The sequence below is a fragment of the Citrobacter sp. wls706 genome (assembly GCF_005281305.1).
Taxonomy (GTDB): Bacteria; Pseudomonadota; Gammaproteobacteria; order Enterobacterales; family Enterobacteriaceae; genus Citrobacter; species Citrobacter werkmanii.
Genome location: NZ_SZXG01000006.1, coordinates 69,191 through 86,915, shown reverse-complemented (window position 1 = coordinate 86,915; position 17,725 = coordinate 69,191). Strand labels below are relative to the sequence as shown.

Below are 17,725 nucleotides of genomic sequence, written 5' to 3'. Positions count from 1 at the left end.
CCGCAAATGCGGCCCGTTGGCTTTTGTAGGCCGGATAAGCGTAAGCGCCATCCGGTTACGAGATTAACGTTTGTAGATGAACTCAACGCCTTCTTCGTCGTCTTCGTCCCAATCGTCATCCCAGTCATCTTCCGCTTCGTCTTCGACTTCAGCGAGCTGCTGGCGGTGATAATCATCCCACATGAACTCAACTTTCTCTGGCTGTTTTGCTTCTTCAGCCTGAACAATCGGGTTCTCAATGATAAAGGTCATCACATCCCAGCACAGATCCTTCACGCCCAACTGGCTGGCGGCGGAGATCAGGTAATATTTACCTTCCCAGCCCAGCGCTTCAGCGATCGCTTTCGCTTTCTCTTCCGCTTCGGCCTTGTCCAGCAAATCAATTTTGTTGAACACTAACCAGCGAGGTTTAGACGCCAGATCCTGACTGTATTTTTCCAGTTCGCCAATAATGATACGGGCGTTTTCTACCGGATCGGAGCCATCAATTGGATCGATATCGATGAGGTGCAGCAGCACGCGGCAACGTTCCAGGTGTTTCAGGAAGCGAATACCGAGGCCCGCGCCTTCAGCCGCGCCTTCAATCAGCCCCGGAATGTCAGCCACGACGAAGCTCTTTTCGTTATCCATACGTACCACGCCCAGGCTTGGTACCAGGGTGGTGAACGGATAATCGGCAACTTTCGGCTTCGCCGCGGATACCGCACGGATAAACGTCGATTTACCGGCATTTGGCATACCCAGCATACCGACATCCGCCAGCAGCATCAGTTCCAGCAACAGATCGCGCTTATCACCCGGTGTCCCCATCGTTTTCTGACGCGGAGTACGGTTGACCGAGGATTTGAAACGGGTGTTACCCAGGCCGTGCCAGCCGCCTTTAGCGACCATCAGACGCTGACCATGTTTCGTCATGTCGCCCATGGTTTCGCCGGTGCCCTGATCGATAACGCGCGTACCGACAGGCACTTTAATCGTAACGTCTTTACCGCGTTTACCTGTGCAATCGCGGCTCGCGCCATTCTGACCACGTTCCGCACGGAAAGATTTTTCAAAACGGTAATCGATCAGCGTGTTCAGGTTTTCGTCGGCTTCCATCCATACGTCGCCGCCATCACCGCCATCACCGCCGTCCGGGCCGCCTTTTGGAATATATTTTTCACGGCGGAAGCTCACGCAACCATTACCGCCATCACCTGCAACGACCAGAATCGATGCTTCATCAACAAACTTCATTTTACTCTCCGTAAATCATTCGCCTGAGCGGGGTTGCGAAACCACCGTTTCATGCTTACGTAAACCGCCCCAAATTCGATGACCAATGGCGGAATACATCGCGCCCGCAACCACGATAAACGCACCGAGATAACCTAAAAGGTTTAGCATCGGTCTGGCGAAGAAATCGGGCCAGGCCAGTGATAATAAATCTGAAAATAACAACGTAAACAGCGGGGTAAGCGTAATAATGGCGCTTACCTGTGCAGCCTGCCAACGCGCCATCGCTTCCGCGAGAGCGCCGTATCCCACCAGCGTATTCAGGCCACAGAATACCAGGCAGGCCAGCTGCCAGTCGCTGAGCTGCGTGATGACGCCGGGCTTAGCCAGCGGCAACAACGCTATCGTACATAAAGTGTACAATAAAAACAGGATCTGCGGTGACGCCAGACGACGCAATAACACCTTTTGCGCGACCCCATAGCTCACCCAAACCATCGCCGCACCGACACCAAAGATAACGCCCCAGGTGTAATCGGTGAGTCGGGTAAAAATTTCGATCAGACTGGTATTAAAAAACAGAACCAGGCCGCTCAGAAGCATAATGGCGCCAATCACCTGCGTGCCGCGCATCTTTTCTTTCAGGATAAAGACGCTGGCGATCATCATACCAACCGGTGACAGTTGACCGATAACCTGCGAGGCCGTTGGGCTCAAGTATTGCAAAGATGAACTAAACAGAATGAAGTTACCGAACAGTCCACCGGTGGCTATTGCCAACAGCACCAACCAACGCGCTTTGCGAAAAATGCGCAAAGGGGGGAGCTTTTTTTTAACCGCAAGGATAGCGCCAAGGCCAATACTTGCCATTAAAAAACGGTAGAACACCACGGTAGGAGGCTCCATCACCTCCAGCACTTGCTTCATTGCTATTGGCAAAGCGCCCCAACATATTGCAGTCGTGAGTGCTAACAGAATACCAATGCCTGCCTGCTGCTTCATGCCGTATTCCCTGCAAGGGCTCGTTTCCGGTTTATCACGGCGCGACGAGCATATTTACCGGCCGTCGAATGTAAAAAGCCCCGCAACGTGTTGCGGGGCTTTTATCCGTTACCGGGACGCGAAAAACTTATTCAGCAACGATGCTGATGAATTTACGGTTTTTCGGGCCTTTCACTTCAAATTTCACTTTACCGTCTGCTTTAGCAAACAAAGTGTGGTCTTTGCCGCAACCAACGTTGGAGCCAGCGTGGAATTTAGTACCACGTTGACGAACGATGATGCTACCAGCCAGAACTGTTTCACCGCCGAAGCGTTTTACGCCCAGACGTTTAGCTTCTGAATCGCGACCGTTACGAGTCGAGCCGCCAGCCTTTTTATGTGCCATTTAATCTGCTCCCCTTAACTTAAGCGCTGATGCCAGTGATTTTCACATCAGTGAACCACTGACGATGGCCCTGCTGCTTACGGTAGTGTTTACGACGACGAAACTTAACGATTTTAACTTTCTCGCCACGACCGTGAGCAACAACTTCAGCTTTGATAACGCCGCCATCAACGAAAGGAACGCCGATTTTGACTTCTTCACCGTTTGCGATCATCAGAACTTCAGCGAATTCAACAGATTCGCCAGTTGCGATGTCCAGCTTTTCCAGGCGAACGGTCTGACCTTCGCTTACTCGGTGTTGTTTACCACCACTTTGGAAAACCGCGTACATAAAAAACTCCGCTTCCGCGCACACCTTTTTGATGATTCAGAGTGCGCTATAAATATTCACAATAGGGCGCGAATATTACGCAAAACGCGAGCCTTTGACAAGTGCTACCGTCAATACATGAAGAAAAAAAACACAACACGTACGGTAACGTTTATCTACGGCGTTTTTTCAGTACAATCAGCATATATTTATAACCCTGAACCCGACGTTACCTCGCCATACAGTGAGGTAATCGGGGCGAGAAGCCCGGCTTTTGCGATGAATTTAGAAAAAATCAATGAGTTAACCGCGCAAGATATGGCGGGGGTCAATGCGACAATCCTTGAACAGCTCAATTCCGACGTCCAGTTGATCAATCAGTTAGGGTACTACATCGTGAGCGGCGGCGGAAAACGCATTCGCCCAATGATCGCAGTACTTGCAGCACGTGCCGTTGGTTACCAGGAAAATGCGCACGTTACGATTGCGGCTCTCATCGAGTTTATCCACACCGCGACCCTGCTGCATGACGATGTTGTGGATGAGTCTGATATGCGACGCGGAAAAGCCACAGCAAATGCGGCGTTTGGTAATGCGGCCAGCGTGCTGGTCGGCGATTTTATCTATACCCGCGCATTTCAGATGATGACCAGCCTCGGCTCGCTGAAAGTACTGGAAGTTATGTCGAAAGCGGTCAACGTCATCGCAGAAGGTGAAGTTCTGCAGTTGATGAACGTCAACGACCCGGACATCACCGAAGAAAACTATATGCGCGTCATCTACAGCAAGACGGCGCGTTTGTTTGAAGCCGCAGCCCAATGCTCAGGTATTCTGGCTGGCTGCAGCGAAGAACAAGAGAAAGGGTTGCAGGATTATGGCCGTTATCTCGGGACTGCGTTTCAGTTAATTGACGATTTGCTGGATTACAGCGCAGATGGCGAGCAACTGGGTAAAAACGTCGGCGATGACCTTAACGAAGGTAAACCGACGCTACCGCTGCTGCATGCCATGCGCCACGGCACTCCAGAACAAGCGCAGATGATCCGCCAGGCCATTGAGCAAGGTAACGGTCGTCACCTTCTGGAGCCGGTTCTGGAAGCGATGAACGCCTGTGGCTCACTGGAGTGGACCCGACAGCGGGCGGAAGAAGAGGCCGATAAAGCCATCGCCGCGTTGCAGGTGTTGCCTGATACGCCATGGAGAGAAGCGCTGATTGGTCTGGCGCATATCGCCGTACAGCGCGACCGCTAATTCCCCTGCCCTCAATCCCCCATCATCCCGTGCCCCGCACGGGATGTTCTTATAAATTCTGATAAATCTTTTCCACTTCCCACTGTGTTACGCACAATCTTGGTATATTCCGAATATACACACACTTTACATGAACATTTTAGAACATTTGTTCTTTGGGAGTTATAGTGTCACCACAACCGATCGTGGAACCGTAAGTCATTAACCCAAGGAGAGATGAATTTATGGAAAGCAAGCTGATTGACTGGCATCCGGCCGACATCATCGCCGGGCTGCGCAAAAAAGGGACCTCAATGGCCGCTGAGTCACGTAAAAATGGATTGAGTTCATCAACGCTGGCAAATGCGTTAACACGACCATGGCCAAAAGGTGAGTTGATTATCGCCCAGGCACTGGGAACTGACCCTTGGGTGATTTGGCCGTCACGCTATCACGATGCGAAAACGCATGAATTCATCGACAGAACACGGATGATGAGGGGACCGAGAGGGAAAAAGAATCCTGAATGAACATTAAGCAGTAACCCCCGGCCCAAAGACCTGGGGGTTACAATAGGCGTTGATGATTACTCGCCTTTCACACGCTCAATGTTTGCGCCCAGCGCGCGCAGTTTATCTTCGATGCGCTCATAGCCGCGATCGATGTGATAAATACGGTCGACCACCGTCGTACCTTCAGCAATACAACCCGCCAACACCAGGCTTGCTGACGCACGCAGATCGGTCGCCATCACCTGTGCGCCAGAGAGCGTTTCCACGCCGTGGCAAATCACGGTGTTGCTTTCAATTTCCGCGTGAGCGCCCATACGGCTCAGCTCAGGCACGTGCATGAAGCGGTTCTCAAACACGGTTTCCGTGATGAAGCCCGTCCCTTCTGCCACCAGGTTCAGCAGCGTGAACTGGGCCTGCATATCGGTCGGGAACGCCGGGTGCGGCGCAGTGCGCACATTGACCGCCTTCGGACGCTTGCCGTGCATGTCGAGGCTTATCCAGTCGTCGCCGACTTCGATATCCGCACCCGCATCACGCAGCTTCGCCAGGACGGCATCCAGCGTGTCCGGCTGTGCATTGCGGCAGATAATTTTGCCGCGAGAAATCGCCGCCGCCACCAGGAAAGTACCGGTTTCAATACGGTCTGGCAGAACGCGATAAACACCACCGCCGAGACGTTCAACGCCTTCGATGGTAATACGATCGGTGCCCTGGCCAGTGATCTTCGCGCCCAGCGTAATCAGGAAGTTCGCGGTATCGACGATCTCTGGCTCGCGCGCAGCGTTTTCGATGATGGTGGTGCCTTCAGCAAGTGTTGCCGCACACATAATAGTGACCGTCGCACCGACGCTCACTTTATCCATGACGATGTGCGCGCCTTTCAGGCGACCATCAACGGACGCCTTCACATAGCCTTCTTCCAGCTTGATCGTCGCGCCTAACTGCTCCAGACCGGTAATGTGCAGGTCAACCGGACGCGCGCCAATGGTGCAACCACCCGGCAGTGAAACCTGACCCTGGCCAAAACGAGCAACCAACGGTCCGAGCGCCCAGATAGACGCACGCATGGTTTTTACCAGATCATACGGTGCACAGAAGACGTTAACGTCACGCGCATCAATGTGCACGGAACCATTACGCTCAACTTTCGCCCCCAACTGGCTCAGTAGCTTCATGGAGGTGTCAACGTCCTTCAGTTTCGGGACGTTTTGGATCTCTACAGGTTCTTCCGCCAGCAGCGCCGCAAAAAGGATCGGCAGTGCAGCGTTTTTAGCGCCTGAAATTGTGACTTCGCCCTGGAGCTTCGTTGGCCCCTGAACACGAAATTTATCCATTATTCTGTTCTCTGTTAAGAATTTATCTTCGCTACCGGCACATCACCCGTAGCTCAAAAACCGTTAAGTTTGCGATCACGCGCCCATTCCGCTGGGGTAAACGCTTTAATCGACAAAGCATGAATGCGATTGTCCGCAATGTATTCCATCAACGGGCCATAGACCGATTGCTGCTTCTTGACCCGGCTCATGCCTTCAAACATCTCACCCACGGCAATAACCTGAAAGTGACTGCCGTCGCCAGAAACGTGGACTTCCTGGAGGGAGAGTGCATTCATCAGCACGCTCTGAATTTCATTATTTTCCATGGGCTCTTCATTCGTCAGATAGTGAAAACAGCCCAACATCTTAGAGCAAAGTGGCGCTGTCATAAATAAGCAAAAAGCCTCGCTGATAAATCAGACAAGGCTTTGGTGGCAGATCCCCTGTGATGGGGGTGCTGAATGTAGGCACAAGGCCTTATCCAGCCTGAAAAAATTAACGCGGAAGGACGTCGTCGGGCAGATTGTAAAGCTGCGCCAGCGTGTAAACTTTATCGTTAACGCCAGCGAGCGAAACGCTGTTCCCCTGCTGCTTGCCCTGATCGATCAAGTGCAGCAGTAACGCCAGACCACCGGTATCCACCCGGGAAACCTGGTTCAGGTCGATGCAAGTTACCCCTTGCATCGCCTCAACTCGTGCATCCCATAATGGATTTAACACGTCCTGATCCAGCTCTCCCACCAGCACCAGCTTGTCAGCTTCACGCATCCAGGTGAGTGACTGCGTCATTATTTTTTCTCTTCCAGGGTAATTTTCTGCTGAGAAATAGATTTCAGCTGTGCCGTCAGGCCATCGATACCTTTGGTACGCAGCAGATCGCTCCACTCATTCTGTTTGGTGGTGATCATACTTACGCCTTCGGCGATCATGTCATACGCCTGCCAGTTACCGGTTTGCGAGTTTTTACGCCACTGGAAATCCAGACGAACCGGAGGACGGCCATTCGGATCGATAATAGTCACGCGGATAGGCACGATGGTCGCATCACCCAGCGGCTGCTCAGGGGCAATCTGGTAGGTCTGACCGTGGTACATTGCCAACGCCTGACCGTAAGCCTGCTTCAGGTATTCACGAAAGGCGGCGAAATAGGCGTCACGCTGTGCCGGGGTCGCTTCTTTGTAGTAGCGGCCCAGGACCAGCGCACCGGCGTATTTAACCTGTACGTATGGCAACAATTCCTGATCGACAACATCGCGCAGGTAATCCGGGTTTGCGCGGATTTTAGGTTGCTCGTTCTTCAGGCGGTCAAAGGTCTTCTGCGCCGCCTCATTCATCAACTTGTACGGGTTAGTCTGATCCGCCGCGGTTGCCGCGCTAAGGGGGGCAATGATCAGCATAGCCACCATCATCAATCGTTTAAACATACGTCGATTCTCCTGAGATTATTTCGTTGCGCCCGCAGGCGTAGTGGCTTCATTATTGCCTTCAGTTGCGGCTGGCGCATCGCCAGAATTCTTATTGTCATCACCTTTACTGTTGCTGTTGTAAAGGAACTGACCAATCATGTCTTCCAGCACCATCGCGGATTTCGTGTCCTGAATCGTACCGCCATCTTTGAGGATAGACGTTCCCAGCTCAGGATCTTCAAAACCGACGTTCAATGCCAGATACTGCTCTCCCAGCAGGCCGGAAGTACGGATGCTCAGGGAGCTGGTGTCAGGAATATGGTTAAAACGCGATTCGATTTCCAACGTCACGCGCGGCAGGTACGTTTTCGGATCCAGCGAGATATCCGATACGCGTCCAACTACCACCCCGCCAATCCGCACCGGAGAGCGTTCTTTCAGGCCGCCAATATTATCAAAGGTCGCATAAATCGTGTAAGTCGGCTCAGTACGCATTGAGGTAACATTCGCTGCTTTCAGGCAGACAAACAGCGCAGCCAGCAGCGCAATCAGCAGAAATAACCCGACCCAAATTTCATTTTTTTTCGTTTGCATGAACTCAATTCCCAAACATCAGTGCGGTGAGCACAAAATCCAGCCCCAGAACGGCGAGAGAGGCGTGCACAACGGTGCGTGTCGTTGCCCGGCTAATGCCGGCTGAGGTCGGGATCGCATCATAACCATTGAACAATGCAATCCAGGTGACCGTAATGGCGAACACCACGCTTTTAATCAGACAGTTGACCAGGTCCAGACGCCAGTCGACGGCATTTTGCATCGCCGACCAGAAAAAGCCTGCATCAATACCTTTCCAGCTTACGCCAACCAGCGAACCGCCCCAGATCCCTACCGCGACAAAAATAACTGTCAACAGCGGTAATGAAATGACACCAGCCCAAAAACGCGGAGAGATCACCCGACGCAGTGGATCGACGGCCATCATTTCCAGACTGGAGAGCTGTTCGGTTGCCCGCATCAGGCCAATCTCTGCGGTTAAGGCCGATCCGGCGCGCCCGGCAAACAGTAGCGCCGCAACAACCGGCCCCAGCTCACGTAACAATGACAGCGCCACCAGCATGCCAAGGCTGGTTTCCGCGCTGTAGGTTGTCAGAACCAGGTATCCCTGCAACCCCAGCACCATACCGATAAACACACCAGAAACAATAATGATCAGCATCGATAAGACACCGACATTATAGAGCTGGCGTATCAGCAACGGCGCATGTTTGCGAAACTCCGGCTTGCCGACAAGCGCATTGAACAACATTAATCCGGCTCGCCCGAACGTCCTGAGGGTTTTAATCCCTCGATGTCCGAGTGATGCCAGCGCATTTAACAACATGGGTGGCTTAACTCCCTGTTTTGAGTAAATCGATGTGGTAGTCGCCCGCCGGGTAACGGAACGGAACCGGCCCATCAGCAATACCGTCAAGGAACTGACGTACGCGCGGGTCGGCATTTTCTTGCAGAGCCTGAGCACTACCGTAGGCCACTATTTTTTTGTCCGCCATAATATAGGCGTAATCTGCAATACTCAGCACCTCAGGCACATCATGGGACACCACCACACAGGTGACGCCCAGCGCACTGTTCAGTTCCGAAATCAGTTTCACCAGCACGCCCATAGTAATGGGGTCCTGGCCGACGAACGGTTCGTCAAACATAATGAGGTCAGGTTCCAGCGCGATGGCGCGTGCTAACGCGGCGCGGCGTGCCATCCCACCGGATAATTCAGAAGGCATTAATTTTGCCGCGCCCCGCAGACCAACGGCCTCAAGCTTCATCATCACCGTGCTCTTCAGCAATGGCGCCGGCAACGTTGTATGCTCGCGTAGCGGATACGCGACGTTGTCAAACACGTTCATGTCGGTAAACAGCGCACCAGACTGAAACAGCATGCTCATGCGCTTACGTACGGTAAATAAACGCGAACGGGACATAGCCGGAACGTTTTCGCCGTCAAACAGGATCTCGCCCTTATCCGGAGGGATCTGTCCGCCAATCAGACGCAACAGCGTCGTTTTGCCGATGCCTGATGGCCCCATGATCGCCGTCACCTTACCGCGCGGTACCGTCAGGGAAATATTATCAAAGATGCAGCGGTCGCCTCGGGAAAAGCTGACATCGCGCATATCGACTAGATTCGCCACAGACTGCCCCATTGATTCATCCTTTACTATTGCCTCGTTGATCGAAGAGTTTGGCGCTCAATTTAGCCCTGAACCCAACATATTTACAGATTATTGCCTGTCCTGGTTAGCGAAAGCTGGCATTTGTTTTACTTTTTAGCCGCATAAAGTCAAAATTAAGACTTCGTTACGGCTTCCAGAAGATCCTTCAAGTGGACCGGCGAGTATACCTGAAGAAAGGACTTTAGATGCTTTTAGCGACGGCGCTGTTAATAATTGGTTTACTTCTGGTGGTCTACGGTGCCGACCGTCTGGTATTTGCCGCATCCATCTTATGTCGAAATTTCGGTATCCCCCCCATTATTATTGGGATGACCGTCGTCAGCGTAGGGACGTCGTTACCCGAGATCATTGTCTCTGTGGCTGCATCAATAAATGGGCAACTCGATCTGGCCGTGGGTACCGCTATCGGCTCTAACATTACCAACATTCTGCTTATTTTAGGTCTGTCGGCGCTGATTCATCCTTTTACCGTGCATTCTGATGTTCTGCGTCGTGAATTACCGCTAATGTTGCTGGTAAGTCTTTTAGCCGCATCCGTCCTGTATGACGGCCAGTTGAGTCGTAGTGACGGTTTCTTTCTCCTGCTTCTGGCCGTGCTATGGCTGCTATTCATTGTTAAAATCGCTCGTCTGGCTGAGCGACAAGGCAATGACACGCTGACCCGGGAGCAGATAGCGGAGCTTCCGCGCGAAGGCGGATTACCGGTCGCGTTTTTGTGGCTGGGCATTGCGCTGATTATTATGCCAATGGCAACACGGATGGTGGTGGACAATGCCACTGTACTGGCGAACTATTTCGCCATGAGCGAACTCACCATCGGGCTGACGGTAGTCGCTATTGGTACCAGCCTGCCAGAGCTGGCAACGGCCATTGCGGGTCTGCGTAAAGGCGAAAACGACATCGCCGTTGGCAACATCATCGGCGCGAACATTTTTAATATTGTTATCGTCCTCGGACTGCCGGCGCTGATTACGCCGGGTGAAGTCAACCCGATGGCCTTCATCCGTGACTATAGCGTCATGCTGCTGGTGAGCGTAATTTTTGCACTACTCTGCTGGCGACGTCCGCGCCAGATTGGTCGAGGCGCGGGTGCGCTGCTGACCGGCGGTTTTATCATATGGCTGGCGATGCTGTATTGGTTATCGCCACTTCTCGTTGGATAACTGGAAACGCATTATGTCGCACTTAGAGTTGCAACCGGGTTTTGACTTTCAGCAAGCAGGCAAGGAAGTCCTGGCAATTGAACGTGAAGGCCTGGCGGAGCTTGATCAGTACATTAATCAAAACTTTACCCTCGCTTGTGAAAAAATATTCAGCTGCCCGGGAAAAGTGGTGGTGATGGGGATGGGGAAATCCGGACATATCGGACGGAAGATGGCGGCCACATTTGCCAGCACCGGCACCCCCTCATTTTTCGTACACCCTGGCGAAGCCGCGCATGGCGATCTGGGTATGGTCTCGCCGCAGGATGTGGTTATTGCCATCTCTAACTCCGGTGAATCCAATGAGATAGCGGCGTTAATACCGGTATTAAAACGCCTTCATGTCCCGCTTATCTGCATGACCGGTCGTCCGGAAAGCAGCATGGCGCGTGCGGCAGATGTGCATCTGTGTGTTAAAGTGCCCAAGGAAGCTTGCCCATTAGGCCTGGCGCCGACCAGTAGCACCACTGCAACGCTGGTGATGGGTGATGCTCTTGCCGTGGCATTATTAAAAGCGCGTGGCTTCACCGCGGAAGATTTTGCGTTATCGCATCCGGGTGGCGCACTGGGCCGTAAGCTTTTGCTGCGCGTTAACGATATTATGCATACGGGTGATGAAATCCCGCATGTGAATAAAAGCGCCAGCCTGCGTGACGCCTTACTTGAGATCACACGTAAAAATCTCGGCATGACCGTCATTTGCGATGATGCAATGAAGATTGACGGTATTTTCACAGATGGCGATTTACGTCGCGTCTTTGATATGGGTGTAGATGTACGCCAGTTAGGCATTGCCGATGTGATGACCCCTGGAGGCATTCGCGTGCGTCCGGGCATTCTTGCCGTTGATGCTCTGAACTTAATGCAGTCCCGCCATATCACTTCGGTAATGGTTGCTGATGGCGACCAGTTACTCGGTGTGTTACATATGCATGATCTGCTGCGTGCAGGTGTAGTGTAAGAAACTCAAGGATAAAGAAAATGAGTAAAGCAGGTGCGTCGCTTGCGACCTGTTATGGACCCGTCAGCGCTGACGTTATCACCCGGGCAGAGAACATCCGTTTGCTGATCCTGGATGTGGATGGCGTACTGTCTGATGGTCTGATTTATATGGGCAACAACGGTGAAGAGCTGAAGGCTTTTAACGTCCGCGATGGCTACGGAATCCGCTGTGCGCTCACTTCCGGTATTGAGGTTGCTATTATTACCGGACGAAAGGCTAAACTTGTAGAAGATCGCTGTGCCACATTGGGGATCACGCATCTGTATCAGGGGCAGTCAGACAAACTGATCGCCTTTGACGATCTGCTTGGAAAACTGGCGATCGCGCCGGAAAATGTGGCCTATGTTGGCGATGACCTGATTGACTGGCCAGTGATGGCAAAAGTGGGATTAAGCGTAGCGGTGGCGGATGCCCATCCATTGCTGATTCCACGTGCCGACTACGTCACCCGTATCAACGGTGGACGCGGCGCTGTACGTGAAGTCTGCGATTTATTACTCCTGGCGCAGGGCAAACTGGACGAGGCCAAAGGGCAATCGATATGAGCAAAACCAGACGTTGGGTTATCATTCTACTGTCGCTGGCTGTCCTTGTGATGATTGGTATTAATCTGGCTGACAAAGACGACGCCACTCAGGTCGCCGTCAATAACAACGAGCCAACCTATAAAAGCGAACATACCGATACCGTCGTGTATAGTCCGGAAGGCGCGCTGAGCTATCACTTGATCGCCCAACACGTTGAATATTATTCAGAACAAGCGGTTTCGTGGTTTACTCAACCGGTATTAACCACGTTTGATAAGGATAAAGTACCGACCTGGTCAATCAAGGCCGATAAAGCCAAATTGACCAACGATCGGATGCTGTATCTGTACGGCCATGTTGAAGTTAACGCCCTGGTGCCTGACTCTCAACTACGCAGAATTACGACCGATAACGCACAGGTTAACCTGGTGACTCAAGACGTCACTTCTGATGATCTTGTCACGTTATATGGCACAACATTTAACTCCAGCGGACTGAAGATGCGCGGCAACTTACGCAACAAGAACGCCGAGCTGATTGAAAAGGTTAGAACCTCATATGAAATCCAAAACAAACAAACTCAGCCTTAATCTTGTGCTTGCCAGCTCACTTCTGGCCGCCAGCATTCCGGCATTTGCCGTCACCGGCGATACCGAGCAGCCGATTCACATTGAGTCGGACCAGCAGTCCCTGGATATGCAGGGCAACGTGGTGACGTTTACTGGCAACGTGATTGTGACCCAGGGCACCATCAAAATTAACGCCGATAAAGTCGTTGTGACCCGCCCGGGCGGTGAAGACGGTAAAGAAGTGATTGATGGTTACGGTGATCCGGCCACGTTTTACCAGATGCAGGACAACGGTAAGCCAGTGAAAGGCCGCGCCTCACACATGCACTATGAACTGGCGAAAGACTTCGTCGTTCTCACCGGTAAGGCTTACCTGGAACAGCTTGATAGCAACATCACAGGCGATAAGATCACCTATCTGGTAAAAGAGCAGAAAATGCAGGCCTTCAGCGATAAAGGCAAACGCGTCACCACCGTTCTGGTTCCATCGCAGTTGCAGGACAAAAACAAGGCTCCGGCAGAGAAAAAAGGTAACTGATTCGTTATGGCAACATTAACTGCAAAGAACCTTGCAAAGGCCTATAAGGGGCGCCGTGTGGTGGAAGATGTCAGTCTGACCGTCAACTCCGGGGAGATCGTCGGTCTGCTCGGTCCTAACGGTGCGGGTAAGACAACGACCTTTTACATGGTGGTCGGCATTGTCCCGCGCGATGCGGGCAACATTATCATTGATGACGAAGATATTAGTCTGCTGCCACTGCATGCGCGCGCGCGTCGCGGCATCGGCTACCTGCCGCAGGAAGCGTCGATTTTCCGTCGCCTGAGCGTGTTTGATAACCTGATGGCGGTACTGCAAATTCGTGACGATCTCACCAGTGAGCAGCGGGAAGATCGCGCCAATGAGCTGATGGAAGAATTCCATATCGAACATCTGCGTGACAGCATGGGCCAATCGCTCTCCGGTGGTGAACGACGCCGTGTGGAAATCGCCCGCGCGCTGGCCGCGAATCCGAAATTTATCCTGCTTGATGAACCGTTTGCCGGCGTTGACCCGATTTCCGTTATCGATATCAAACGGATCATCGAACACCTGCGCGACAGCGGGCTTGGGGTGTTGATTACCGACCATAACGTCCGCGAAACGCTGGCAGTGTGTGAGCGCGCCTATATCGTGAGCCAGGGACACCTGATCGCCCACGGCACGCCGACAGAAATACTGCAGGATGAGCACGTTAAGCGCGTATACCTTGGGGAAGACTTCAGACTCTGATAGGGTAGAAGACTTCACGTCACCGCAGGAGAAAACAACTCTGAACATGAAGCAAGGTTTGCAACTCAGGCTTAGCCAACAACTGGCGATGACGCCTCAGCTACAACAGGCGATCCGTCTGTTGCAGTTGTCCACGCTGGAACTTCAGCAAGAACTTCAGCAAGCGCTGGAAAGTAACCCACTGCTCGAGCAAACCGATCTTCACGACGAAATTGATACCCAGGAAAAACAGGACAGCGAATCCCTCGATACCGCAGATGCGCTCGAACAAAAAGAGATGCCAGAGGAATTGCCGCTTGACGCCAGTTGGGATGAAATTTACACCGCCGGTACGCCTTCAGGCACCAGCGGAGATTACATTGACGACGAACTGCCTGTTTATCAGGGTGAGACCACGCAATCGCTGCAGGATTACCTGATGTGGCAAGTGGAGCTGACCCCGTTCTCGGATACCGATCGCGCCATTGCGACATCGATTGTTGATGCGGTTGACGAAACCGGTTATCTCACCGTGACCCTGGACGATATTCTCGAAAGCATGGGCGATGATGACGTCGGTATGGATGAAATCGAAGCCGTGCTTAAACGCGTTCAGCGCTTTGATCCCGTTGGCGTGGCAGCCAAAGATCTGCGTGACTGCTTACTGATCCAACTTTCGCAATTTGATAAGTCCACGCCATGGCTGGAAGAAGCGCGTCTGATCATCAGCGATCACCTCGATTTGTTAGCCAACCATGACTTTCGCTCGCTGATGCGCGTAACCCGACTGAAAGAAGACGTGCTGAAAGAAGCCGTCAACCTCATCCAGTCGCTCGATCCCCGCCCAGGACAGTCGATCCAGACCGGCGAGCCGGAATACGTCATCCCGGATGTGCTGGTGCGTAAGCATAACGATCGCTGGGTGGTCGAACTCAACGGCGACAGCATTCCACGCCTGCAGATTAACCAGCACTACGCCGCGATGTGCAATAGCGCGCGCAACGATGCTGACAGCCAGTTTATTCGTAGTAATTTGCAGGATGCAAAGTGGCTGATTAAGAGTCTGGAAAGCCGCAATGATACGCTGCTGCGCGTCAGTCGCTGTATCGTTGAACAGCAGCAAGCCTTCTTTGAGCAAGGCGAAGAATTTATGAAACCGATGGTGCTGGCGGATATCGCCCAGGCCGTCGAGATGCACGAATCGACCATTTCCCGAGTGACCACGCAAAAGTATCTGCACAGTCCGCGCGGCATATTTGAACTGAAGTATTTCTTTTCCAGTCACGTTAACACTGAAGGCGGGGGCGAAGCCTCATCCACAGCTATCCGCGCACTGGTGAAGAAATTAATTGCTGCGGAGAACCCCGCGAAACCGCTGAGTGACAGCAAGTTAACCTCTATGCTGTCGGATCAGGGTATCATGGTGGCACGCCGCACCGTTGCGAAGTACCGAGAGTCTTTATCCATTCCGCCGTCTAACCAGCGCAAACAGCTGGTATGACCCAACCGATAAGGAAGACACTATGCAGCTCAACATCACTGGAAACAACGTCGAAATCACGGAAGCTCTGCGCGAGTTTGTTAATACCAAGTTCGCCAAGCTTGAACAATATTTCGATCGGATTAATCAGGTCTATATTGTGTTGAAAGTGGAGAAGGTTACACATATCTCGGATGCAACACTGCATGTAAACGGTGGCGAAATTCATGCCAGCGCGGAAGGTCAGGATATGTACGCCGCCATTGACGGTTTAATTGATAAACTGGCTCGGCAGTTAACAAAACATAAAGATAAACTGAAACAGCACTAACTTGTCCGGGCAGTTAGCGGGTGCAGGACGGCCTGTTGTGCAGCACAACGGGCCATTTGTACGGTTAGCGCTTAGGTGAAATTATGATAAATAACGATACGACTCTACAACTGAGCAATGTTCTTAACCAGGAATGTACGCGTGCGGCCGTTCACTGCCAAAGCAAGAAACGCGCACTGGAAATCATCAGTGAACTGGCGGCAAAACAGCTCAGCCTGCCCTCTCAGGTGGTATTTGAAGCCATTCTGACGCGTGAAAAAATGGGCAGTACCGGCATCGGTAACGGTATTGCCATCCCGCATGGCAAGCTGGAAGAAGACACGATGCGCGCGGTTGGTGTGTTTGTGCAACTCGAAACGCCCATCGCCTTCGACGCCATTGATAATCAACCCGTCGATCTGCTTTTCGCCCTGCTGGTCCCGGCAGACCAAACCAAGACACATTTGCATACATTGTCGCTGGTCGCCAAACGTCTGGCAGATAAAACCATCTGCCGTCGCCTGCGCGCCGCACAGAGTGACCAGGAGTTGTATCAAATCATCACGGACACCGAAGGTGGACAGGATGAAGCATAACAACCCAATGGCATCCTTTTTTGTCGTTGTGAGGAGAAACAGTACATGGTACTGATGATCGTCAGCGGTCGTTCAGGGTCAGGCAAATCCGTCGCCCTGCGTGCGCTGGAAGATATGGGTTTTTACTGCGTGGATAACCTTCCCGTAGTGCTGTTGCCCGATCTGGCTCGTACACTGGCCGATCGCCAGATTTCTGCGGCTGTCAGCATTGACGTGCGTAACATGCCGGAATCCCCGGAGATTTTTGAGCAGGCAATGAACAATCTGCCCGAAGGCTTCTCACCGCAGCTGCTATTCCTTGATGCTGACCGTAACACACTGATTCGCCGCTACAGCGACACACGTCGTTTGCACCCCCTCTCCAGCAAAAACTTATCGCTGGAAAGCGCTATCGATAAAGAAAGCGATTTGCTGGAGCCGCTGCGTTCCCGCGCAGACCTGATTGTTGATACCTCCGAAATGTCCGTACACGAACTGGCGGAAATGTTGCGTACCCGACTGCTGGGCAAACGCGAACGCGAATTGACGATGGTATTCGAATCCTTTGGTTTCAAACACGGTATCCCGATTGACGCGGACTACGTCTTTGACGTGCGCTTCCTGCCCAACCCACACTGGGATCCGAAGCTGCGCCCGATGACTGGTCTTGACCGTCCCGTCGCCGCCTTCCTCGACAGGCACACAGAAGTACACAATTTTATCTACCAGACCCGCAGCTATCTTGAGCTATGGTTACCCATGCTGGAGACCAACAACCGCAGCTACCTCACCGTAGCCATCGGCTGTACCGGCGGGAAACACCGTTCGGTGTATATTGCAGAGCAGCTGGCAGACTACTTCCGCTCACGCGGTAAAAACGTGCAGTCACGCCATCGTACGCTGGAAAAACGTAAATCATGACCGTGAAGCAAACCGTTGAAATCACCAATAAGCTGGGCATGCATGCCCGGCCAGCAATGAAACTTTTTGAATTGATGCAGGGTTTCGAAGCAGAAGTTTTGCTGCGTAATGATGAAGGAACGGAAGCCGAGGCGAACAGCGTTATCGCGCTGCTGATGCTGGATTCTGCGAAGGGGCGTCAGATAGAAGTTGAAGCTACAGGTCCACAGGAAGTTGAAGCCCTGGCAGCGGTGATCGCCCTGTTTAATTCAGGGTTCGATGAAGATTGATCGAGAGCATAGA

General features: G+C 52.4%; 24 protein-coding genes. 13 read left to right on the top strand and 11 right to left on the bottom strand.

The features are described 5' to 3' along the window. Nucleotides 1-63 precede the first annotated feature (63 nt). The 4 genes from cgtA to rplU form a co-directional block, all read right to left on the bottom strand. A complete protein-coding gene (cgtA, locus tag FDW92_RS02215) occupies nt 64-1,236 on the bottom strand; it encodes an Obg family GTPase CgtA (RefSeq protein ID WP_038634240.1) in 1,173 nt (390 codons plus the stop codon). A gap of 15 nt (nt 1,237-1,251) precedes the next feature. Continuing rightward, entirely contained in the window at nt 1,252-2,217 is a 966-nt protein-coding gene (locus FDW92_RS02210; RefSeq protein ID WP_006687874.1) for a DMT family transporter, read from the bottom strand. 127 nt (nt 2,218-2,344) lie between these two features. Next, nucleotides 2,345-2,602 carry a 50S ribosomal protein L27 gene (gene rpmA / locus FDW92_RS02205; RefSeq protein WP_003025030.1) on the bottom strand — a complete coding sequence of 86 codons (258 nt, stop codon included), beginning with the start codon at nt 2,600-2,602 and terminating at the stop codon, nt 2,345-2,347. Nucleotides 2,603-2,621: 19 nt separating this feature from the next. Next, nucleotides 2,622-2,933: a 50S ribosomal protein L21 gene (gene rplU / locus FDW92_RS02200; protein ID WP_003025032.1), complete on the bottom strand. Its 312-nt coding sequence runs from the start codon at nt 2,931-2,933 to the stop codon at nt 2,622-2,624. A 258-nt stretch (nt 2,934-3,191) separates the two neighbouring features. Between rplU and ispB the strand changes: the two genes are divergently transcribed. Together ispB and sfsB are read left to right on the top strand one after the other, a co-directional pair. Continuing rightward, nucleotides 3,192-4,163 (top strand): octaprenyl diphosphate synthase, encoded by a 972-nt coding sequence (gene ispB / locus FDW92_RS02195; RefSeq protein ID WP_003025033.1) that lies wholly within the window; start codon nt 3,192-3,194, stop codon nt 4,161-4,163. Nucleotides 4,164-4,387: 224 nt separating this feature from the next. Beyond that, on the top strand, nt 4,388-4,672 hold the full coding sequence (gene sfsB, locus FDW92_RS02190) for a DNA-binding transcriptional regulator SfsB (RefSeq protein ID WP_042311284.1): 285 nt from the start codon (nt 4,388-4,390) through the stop codon (nt 4,670-4,672). A 56-nt stretch (nt 4,673-4,728) separates the two neighbouring features. Here sfsB and murA read toward each other — a convergent pair whose 3' ends face one another. From murA to mlaF, 7 genes are all read right to left on the bottom strand, one after another. After that, the gene (gene murA / locus FDW92_RS02185) at nt 4,729-5,988 is read right to left on the bottom strand and encodes a UDP-N-acetylglucosamine 1-carboxyvinyltransferase (protein ID WP_006687871.1); all 1,260 of its coding nucleotides are present in this window, start codon (nt 5,986-5,988) and stop codon (nt 4,729-4,731) included. 53 nt (nt 5,989-6,041) lie between these two features. Then, a complete protein-coding gene (gene ibaG, locus FDW92_RS02180; RefSeq protein ID WP_032940719.1) occupies nt 6,042-6,296 on the bottom strand; it encodes a BolA family iron metabolism protein IbaG in 255 nt (84 codons plus the stop codon). Nucleotides 6,297-6,465: 169 nt separating this feature from the next. Continuing rightward, nucleotides 6,466-6,759, bottom strand: a complete 294-nt coding sequence (gene mlaB, locus FDW92_RS02175) for a lipid asymmetry maintenance protein MlaB (RefSeq protein WP_042311286.1) — start codon at nt 6,757-6,759, stop codon at nt 6,466-6,468. Further along, on the bottom strand, nt 6,759-7,394 hold the full coding sequence (gene mlaC / locus FDW92_RS02170) for a phospholipid-binding protein MlaC (protein WP_038634253.1): 636 nt from the start codon (nt 7,392-7,394) through the stop codon (nt 6,759-6,761). Before mlaC ends, mlaB begins: the two co-directional genes overlap by 1 nt. A gap of 18 nt (nt 7,395-7,412) precedes the next feature. Further along, nucleotides 7,413-7,970 carry an outer membrane lipid asymmetry maintenance protein MlaD gene (gene mlaD / locus FDW92_RS02165; RefSeq protein ID WP_038642894.1) on the bottom strand — a complete coding sequence of 186 codons (558 nt, stop codon included), beginning with the start codon at nt 7,968-7,970 and terminating at the stop codon, nt 7,413-7,415. A gap of 4 nt (nt 7,971-7,974) precedes the next feature. Beyond that, entirely contained in the window at nt 7,975-8,757 is a 783-nt protein-coding gene (gene mlaE, locus FDW92_RS02160; protein WP_042311287.1) for a lipid asymmetry maintenance ABC transporter permease subunit MlaE, read from the bottom strand. A 7-nt stretch (nt 8,758-8,764) separates the two neighbouring features. Next, nucleotides 8,765-9,577: a phospholipid ABC transporter ATP-binding protein MlaF gene (gene mlaF / locus FDW92_RS02155; RefSeq protein ID WP_003828749.1), complete on the bottom strand. Its 813-nt coding sequence runs from the start codon at nt 9,575-9,577 to the stop codon at nt 8,765-8,767. 215 nt (nt 9,578-9,792) lie between these two features. On the opposite strand from mlaF, the gene FDW92_RS02150 reads away from it, so the two are divergent. From FDW92_RS02150 to npr, 11 genes are all read left to right on the top strand, one after another. After that, nucleotides 9,793-10,770, top strand: a complete 978-nt coding sequence (locus FDW92_RS02150) for a calcium/sodium antiporter (RefSeq protein ID WP_042311289.1) — start codon at nt 9,793-9,795, stop codon at nt 10,768-10,770. A 13-nt stretch (nt 10,771-10,783) separates the two neighbouring features. After that, a complete protein-coding gene (gene kdsD, locus FDW92_RS02145) occupies nt 10,784-11,770 on the top strand; it encodes an arabinose-5-phosphate isomerase KdsD (RefSeq protein ID WP_038634261.1) in 987 nt (328 codons plus the stop codon). 20 nt (nt 11,771-11,790) lie between these two features. Further along, a complete protein-coding gene (kdsC, locus tag FDW92_RS02140; RefSeq protein WP_042311291.1) occupies nt 11,791-12,357 on the top strand; it encodes a 3-deoxy-manno-octulosonate-8-phosphatase KdsC in 567 nt (188 codons plus the stop codon). After that, nucleotides 12,354-12,929, top strand: a complete 576-nt coding sequence (gene lptC / locus FDW92_RS02135; protein WP_042311293.1) for an LPS export ABC transporter periplasmic protein LptC — start codon at nt 12,354-12,356, stop codon at nt 12,927-12,929. The genes kdsC and lptC overlap by 4 nt, the downstream gene beginning before the upstream one ends. Further along, nucleotides 12,898-13,446, top strand: a complete 549-nt coding sequence (gene lptA, locus FDW92_RS02130) for a lipopolysaccharide ABC transporter substrate-binding protein LptA (protein WP_042311295.1) — start codon at nt 12,898-12,900, stop codon at nt 13,444-13,446. The genes lptC and lptA overlap by 32 nt, the downstream gene beginning before the upstream one ends. Before the next feature lie 6 nt (nt 13,447-13,452). Continuing rightward, a complete protein-coding gene (lptB, locus tag FDW92_RS02125; protein WP_003025073.1) occupies nt 13,453-14,178 on the top strand; it encodes an LPS export ABC transporter ATP-binding protein in 726 nt (241 codons plus the stop codon). Nucleotides 14,179-14,224: 46 nt separating this feature from the next. After that, a complete protein-coding gene (rpoN, locus tag FDW92_RS02120; protein WP_038634272.1) occupies nt 14,225-15,658 on the top strand; it encodes an RNA polymerase factor sigma-54 in 1,434 nt (477 codons plus the stop codon). Between the two features lie 22 nt (nt 15,659-15,680). Next, on the top strand, nt 15,681-15,968 hold the full coding sequence (hpf, locus tag FDW92_RS02115) for a ribosome hibernation promoting factor (protein ID WP_038634275.1): 288 nt from the start codon (nt 15,681-15,683) through the stop codon (nt 15,966-15,968). 83 nt (nt 15,969-16,051) lie between these two features. After that, nucleotides 16,052-16,543 (top strand): PTS IIA-like nitrogen regulatory protein PtsN, encoded by a 492-nt coding sequence (gene ptsN / locus FDW92_RS02110; RefSeq protein WP_042311297.1) that lies wholly within the window; start codon nt 16,052-16,054, stop codon nt 16,541-16,543. Between the two features lie 45 nt (nt 16,544-16,588). After that, nucleotides 16,589-17,443 carry an RNase adapter RapZ gene (gene rapZ / locus FDW92_RS02105; RefSeq protein WP_003025085.1) on the top strand — a complete coding sequence of 285 codons (855 nt, stop codon included), beginning with the start codon at nt 16,589-16,591 and terminating at the stop codon, nt 17,441-17,443. Beyond that, a complete protein-coding gene (npr, locus tag FDW92_RS02100) occupies nt 17,440-17,712 on the top strand; it encodes a PTS phosphocarrier protein NPr (RefSeq protein WP_003828770.1) in 273 nt (90 codons plus the stop codon). Before rapZ ends, npr begins: the two co-directional genes overlap by 4 nt. The last annotated feature ends 13 nt before the right edge of the window (nt 17,713-17,725 follow it).

Bases quoted from the DNA above. Each gene is read 5' to 3' on its own strand.
- cgtA (WP_038634240.1), bottom strand. From the start codon at position 1,236: ATGAAGTTTGTTGATGAAGCATCGATTCTGGTCGTTGCAGGTGATGGC.
- FDW92_RS02210 (WP_006687874.1), bottom strand. From the start codon at position 2,217: ATGAAGCAGCAGGCAGGCATTGGTATTCTGTTAGCACTCACGACTGCA.
- rpmA (WP_003025030.1), bottom strand. From the start codon at position 2,602: ATGGCACATAAAAAGGCTGGCGGCTCGACTCGTAACGGTCGCGATTCA.
- rplU (WP_003025032.1), bottom strand. From the start codon at position 2,933: ATGTACGCGGTTTTCCAAAGTGGTGGTAAACAACACCGAGTAAGCGAA.
- ispB (WP_003025033.1), top strand. From the start codon at position 3,192: ATGAATTTAGAAAAAATCAATGAGTTAACCGCGCAAGATATGGCGGGG.
- sfsB (WP_042311284.1), top strand. From the start codon at position 4,388: ATGGAAAGCAAGCTGATTGACTGGCATCCGGCCGACATCATCGCCGGG.
- murA (WP_006687871.1), bottom strand. From the start codon at position 5,988: ATGGATAAATTTCGTGTTCAGGGGCCAACGAAGCTCCAGGGCGAAGTC.
- ibaG (WP_032940719.1), bottom strand. From the start codon at position 6,296: ATGGAAAATAATGAAATTCAGAGCGTGCTGATGAATGCACTCTCCCTC.
- mlaB (WP_042311286.1), bottom strand. From the start codon at position 6,759: ATGACGCAGTCACTCACCTGGATGCGTGAAGCTGACAAGCTGGTGCTG.
- mlaC (WP_038634253.1), bottom strand. From the start codon at position 7,394: ATGTTTAAACGATTGATGATGGTGGCTATGCTGATCATTGCCCCCCTT.
- mlaD (WP_038642894.1), bottom strand. From the start codon at position 7,970: ATGCAAACGAAAAAAAATGAAATTTGGGTCGGGTTATTTCTGCTGATT.
- mlaE (WP_042311287.1), bottom strand. From the start codon at position 8,757: ATGTTGTTAAATGCGCTGGCATCACTCGGACATCGAGGGATTAAAACC.
- mlaF (WP_003828749.1), bottom strand. From the start codon at position 9,577: ATGGGGCAGTCTGTGGCGAATCTAGTCGATATGCGCGATGTCAGCTTT.
- FDW92_RS02150 (WP_042311289.1), top strand. From the start codon at position 9,793: ATGCTTTTAGCGACGGCGCTGTTAATAATTGGTTTACTTCTGGTGGTC.
- kdsD (WP_038634261.1), top strand. From the start codon at position 10,784: ATGTCGCACTTAGAGTTGCAACCGGGTTTTGACTTTCAGCAAGCAGGC.
- kdsC (WP_042311291.1), top strand. From the start codon at position 11,791: ATGAGTAAAGCAGGTGCGTCGCTTGCGACCTGTTATGGACCCGTCAGC.
- lptC (WP_042311293.1), top strand. From the start codon at position 12,354: ATGAGCAAAACCAGACGTTGGGTTATCATTCTACTGTCGCTGGCTGTC.
- lptA (WP_042311295.1), top strand. From the start codon at position 12,898: ATGAAATCCAAAACAAACAAACTCAGCCTTAATCTTGTGCTTGCCAGC.
- lptB (WP_003025073.1), top strand. From the start codon at position 13,453: ATGGCAACATTAACTGCAAAGAACCTTGCAAAGGCCTATAAGGGGCGC.
- rpoN (WP_038634272.1), top strand. From the start codon at position 14,225: ATGAAGCAAGGTTTGCAACTCAGGCTTAGCCAACAACTGGCGATGACG.
- hpf (WP_038634275.1), top strand. From the start codon at position 15,681: ATGCAGCTCAACATCACTGGAAACAACGTCGAAATCACGGAAGCTCTG.
- ptsN (WP_042311297.1), top strand. From the start codon at position 16,052: ATGATAAATAACGATACGACTCTACAACTGAGCAATGTTCTTAACCAG.
- rapZ (WP_003025085.1), top strand. From the start codon at position 16,589: ATGGTACTGATGATCGTCAGCGGTCGTTCAGGGTCAGGCAAATCCGTC.
- npr (WP_003828770.1), top strand. From the start codon at position 17,440: ATGACCGTGAAGCAAACCGTTGAAATCACCAATAAGCTGGGCATGCAT.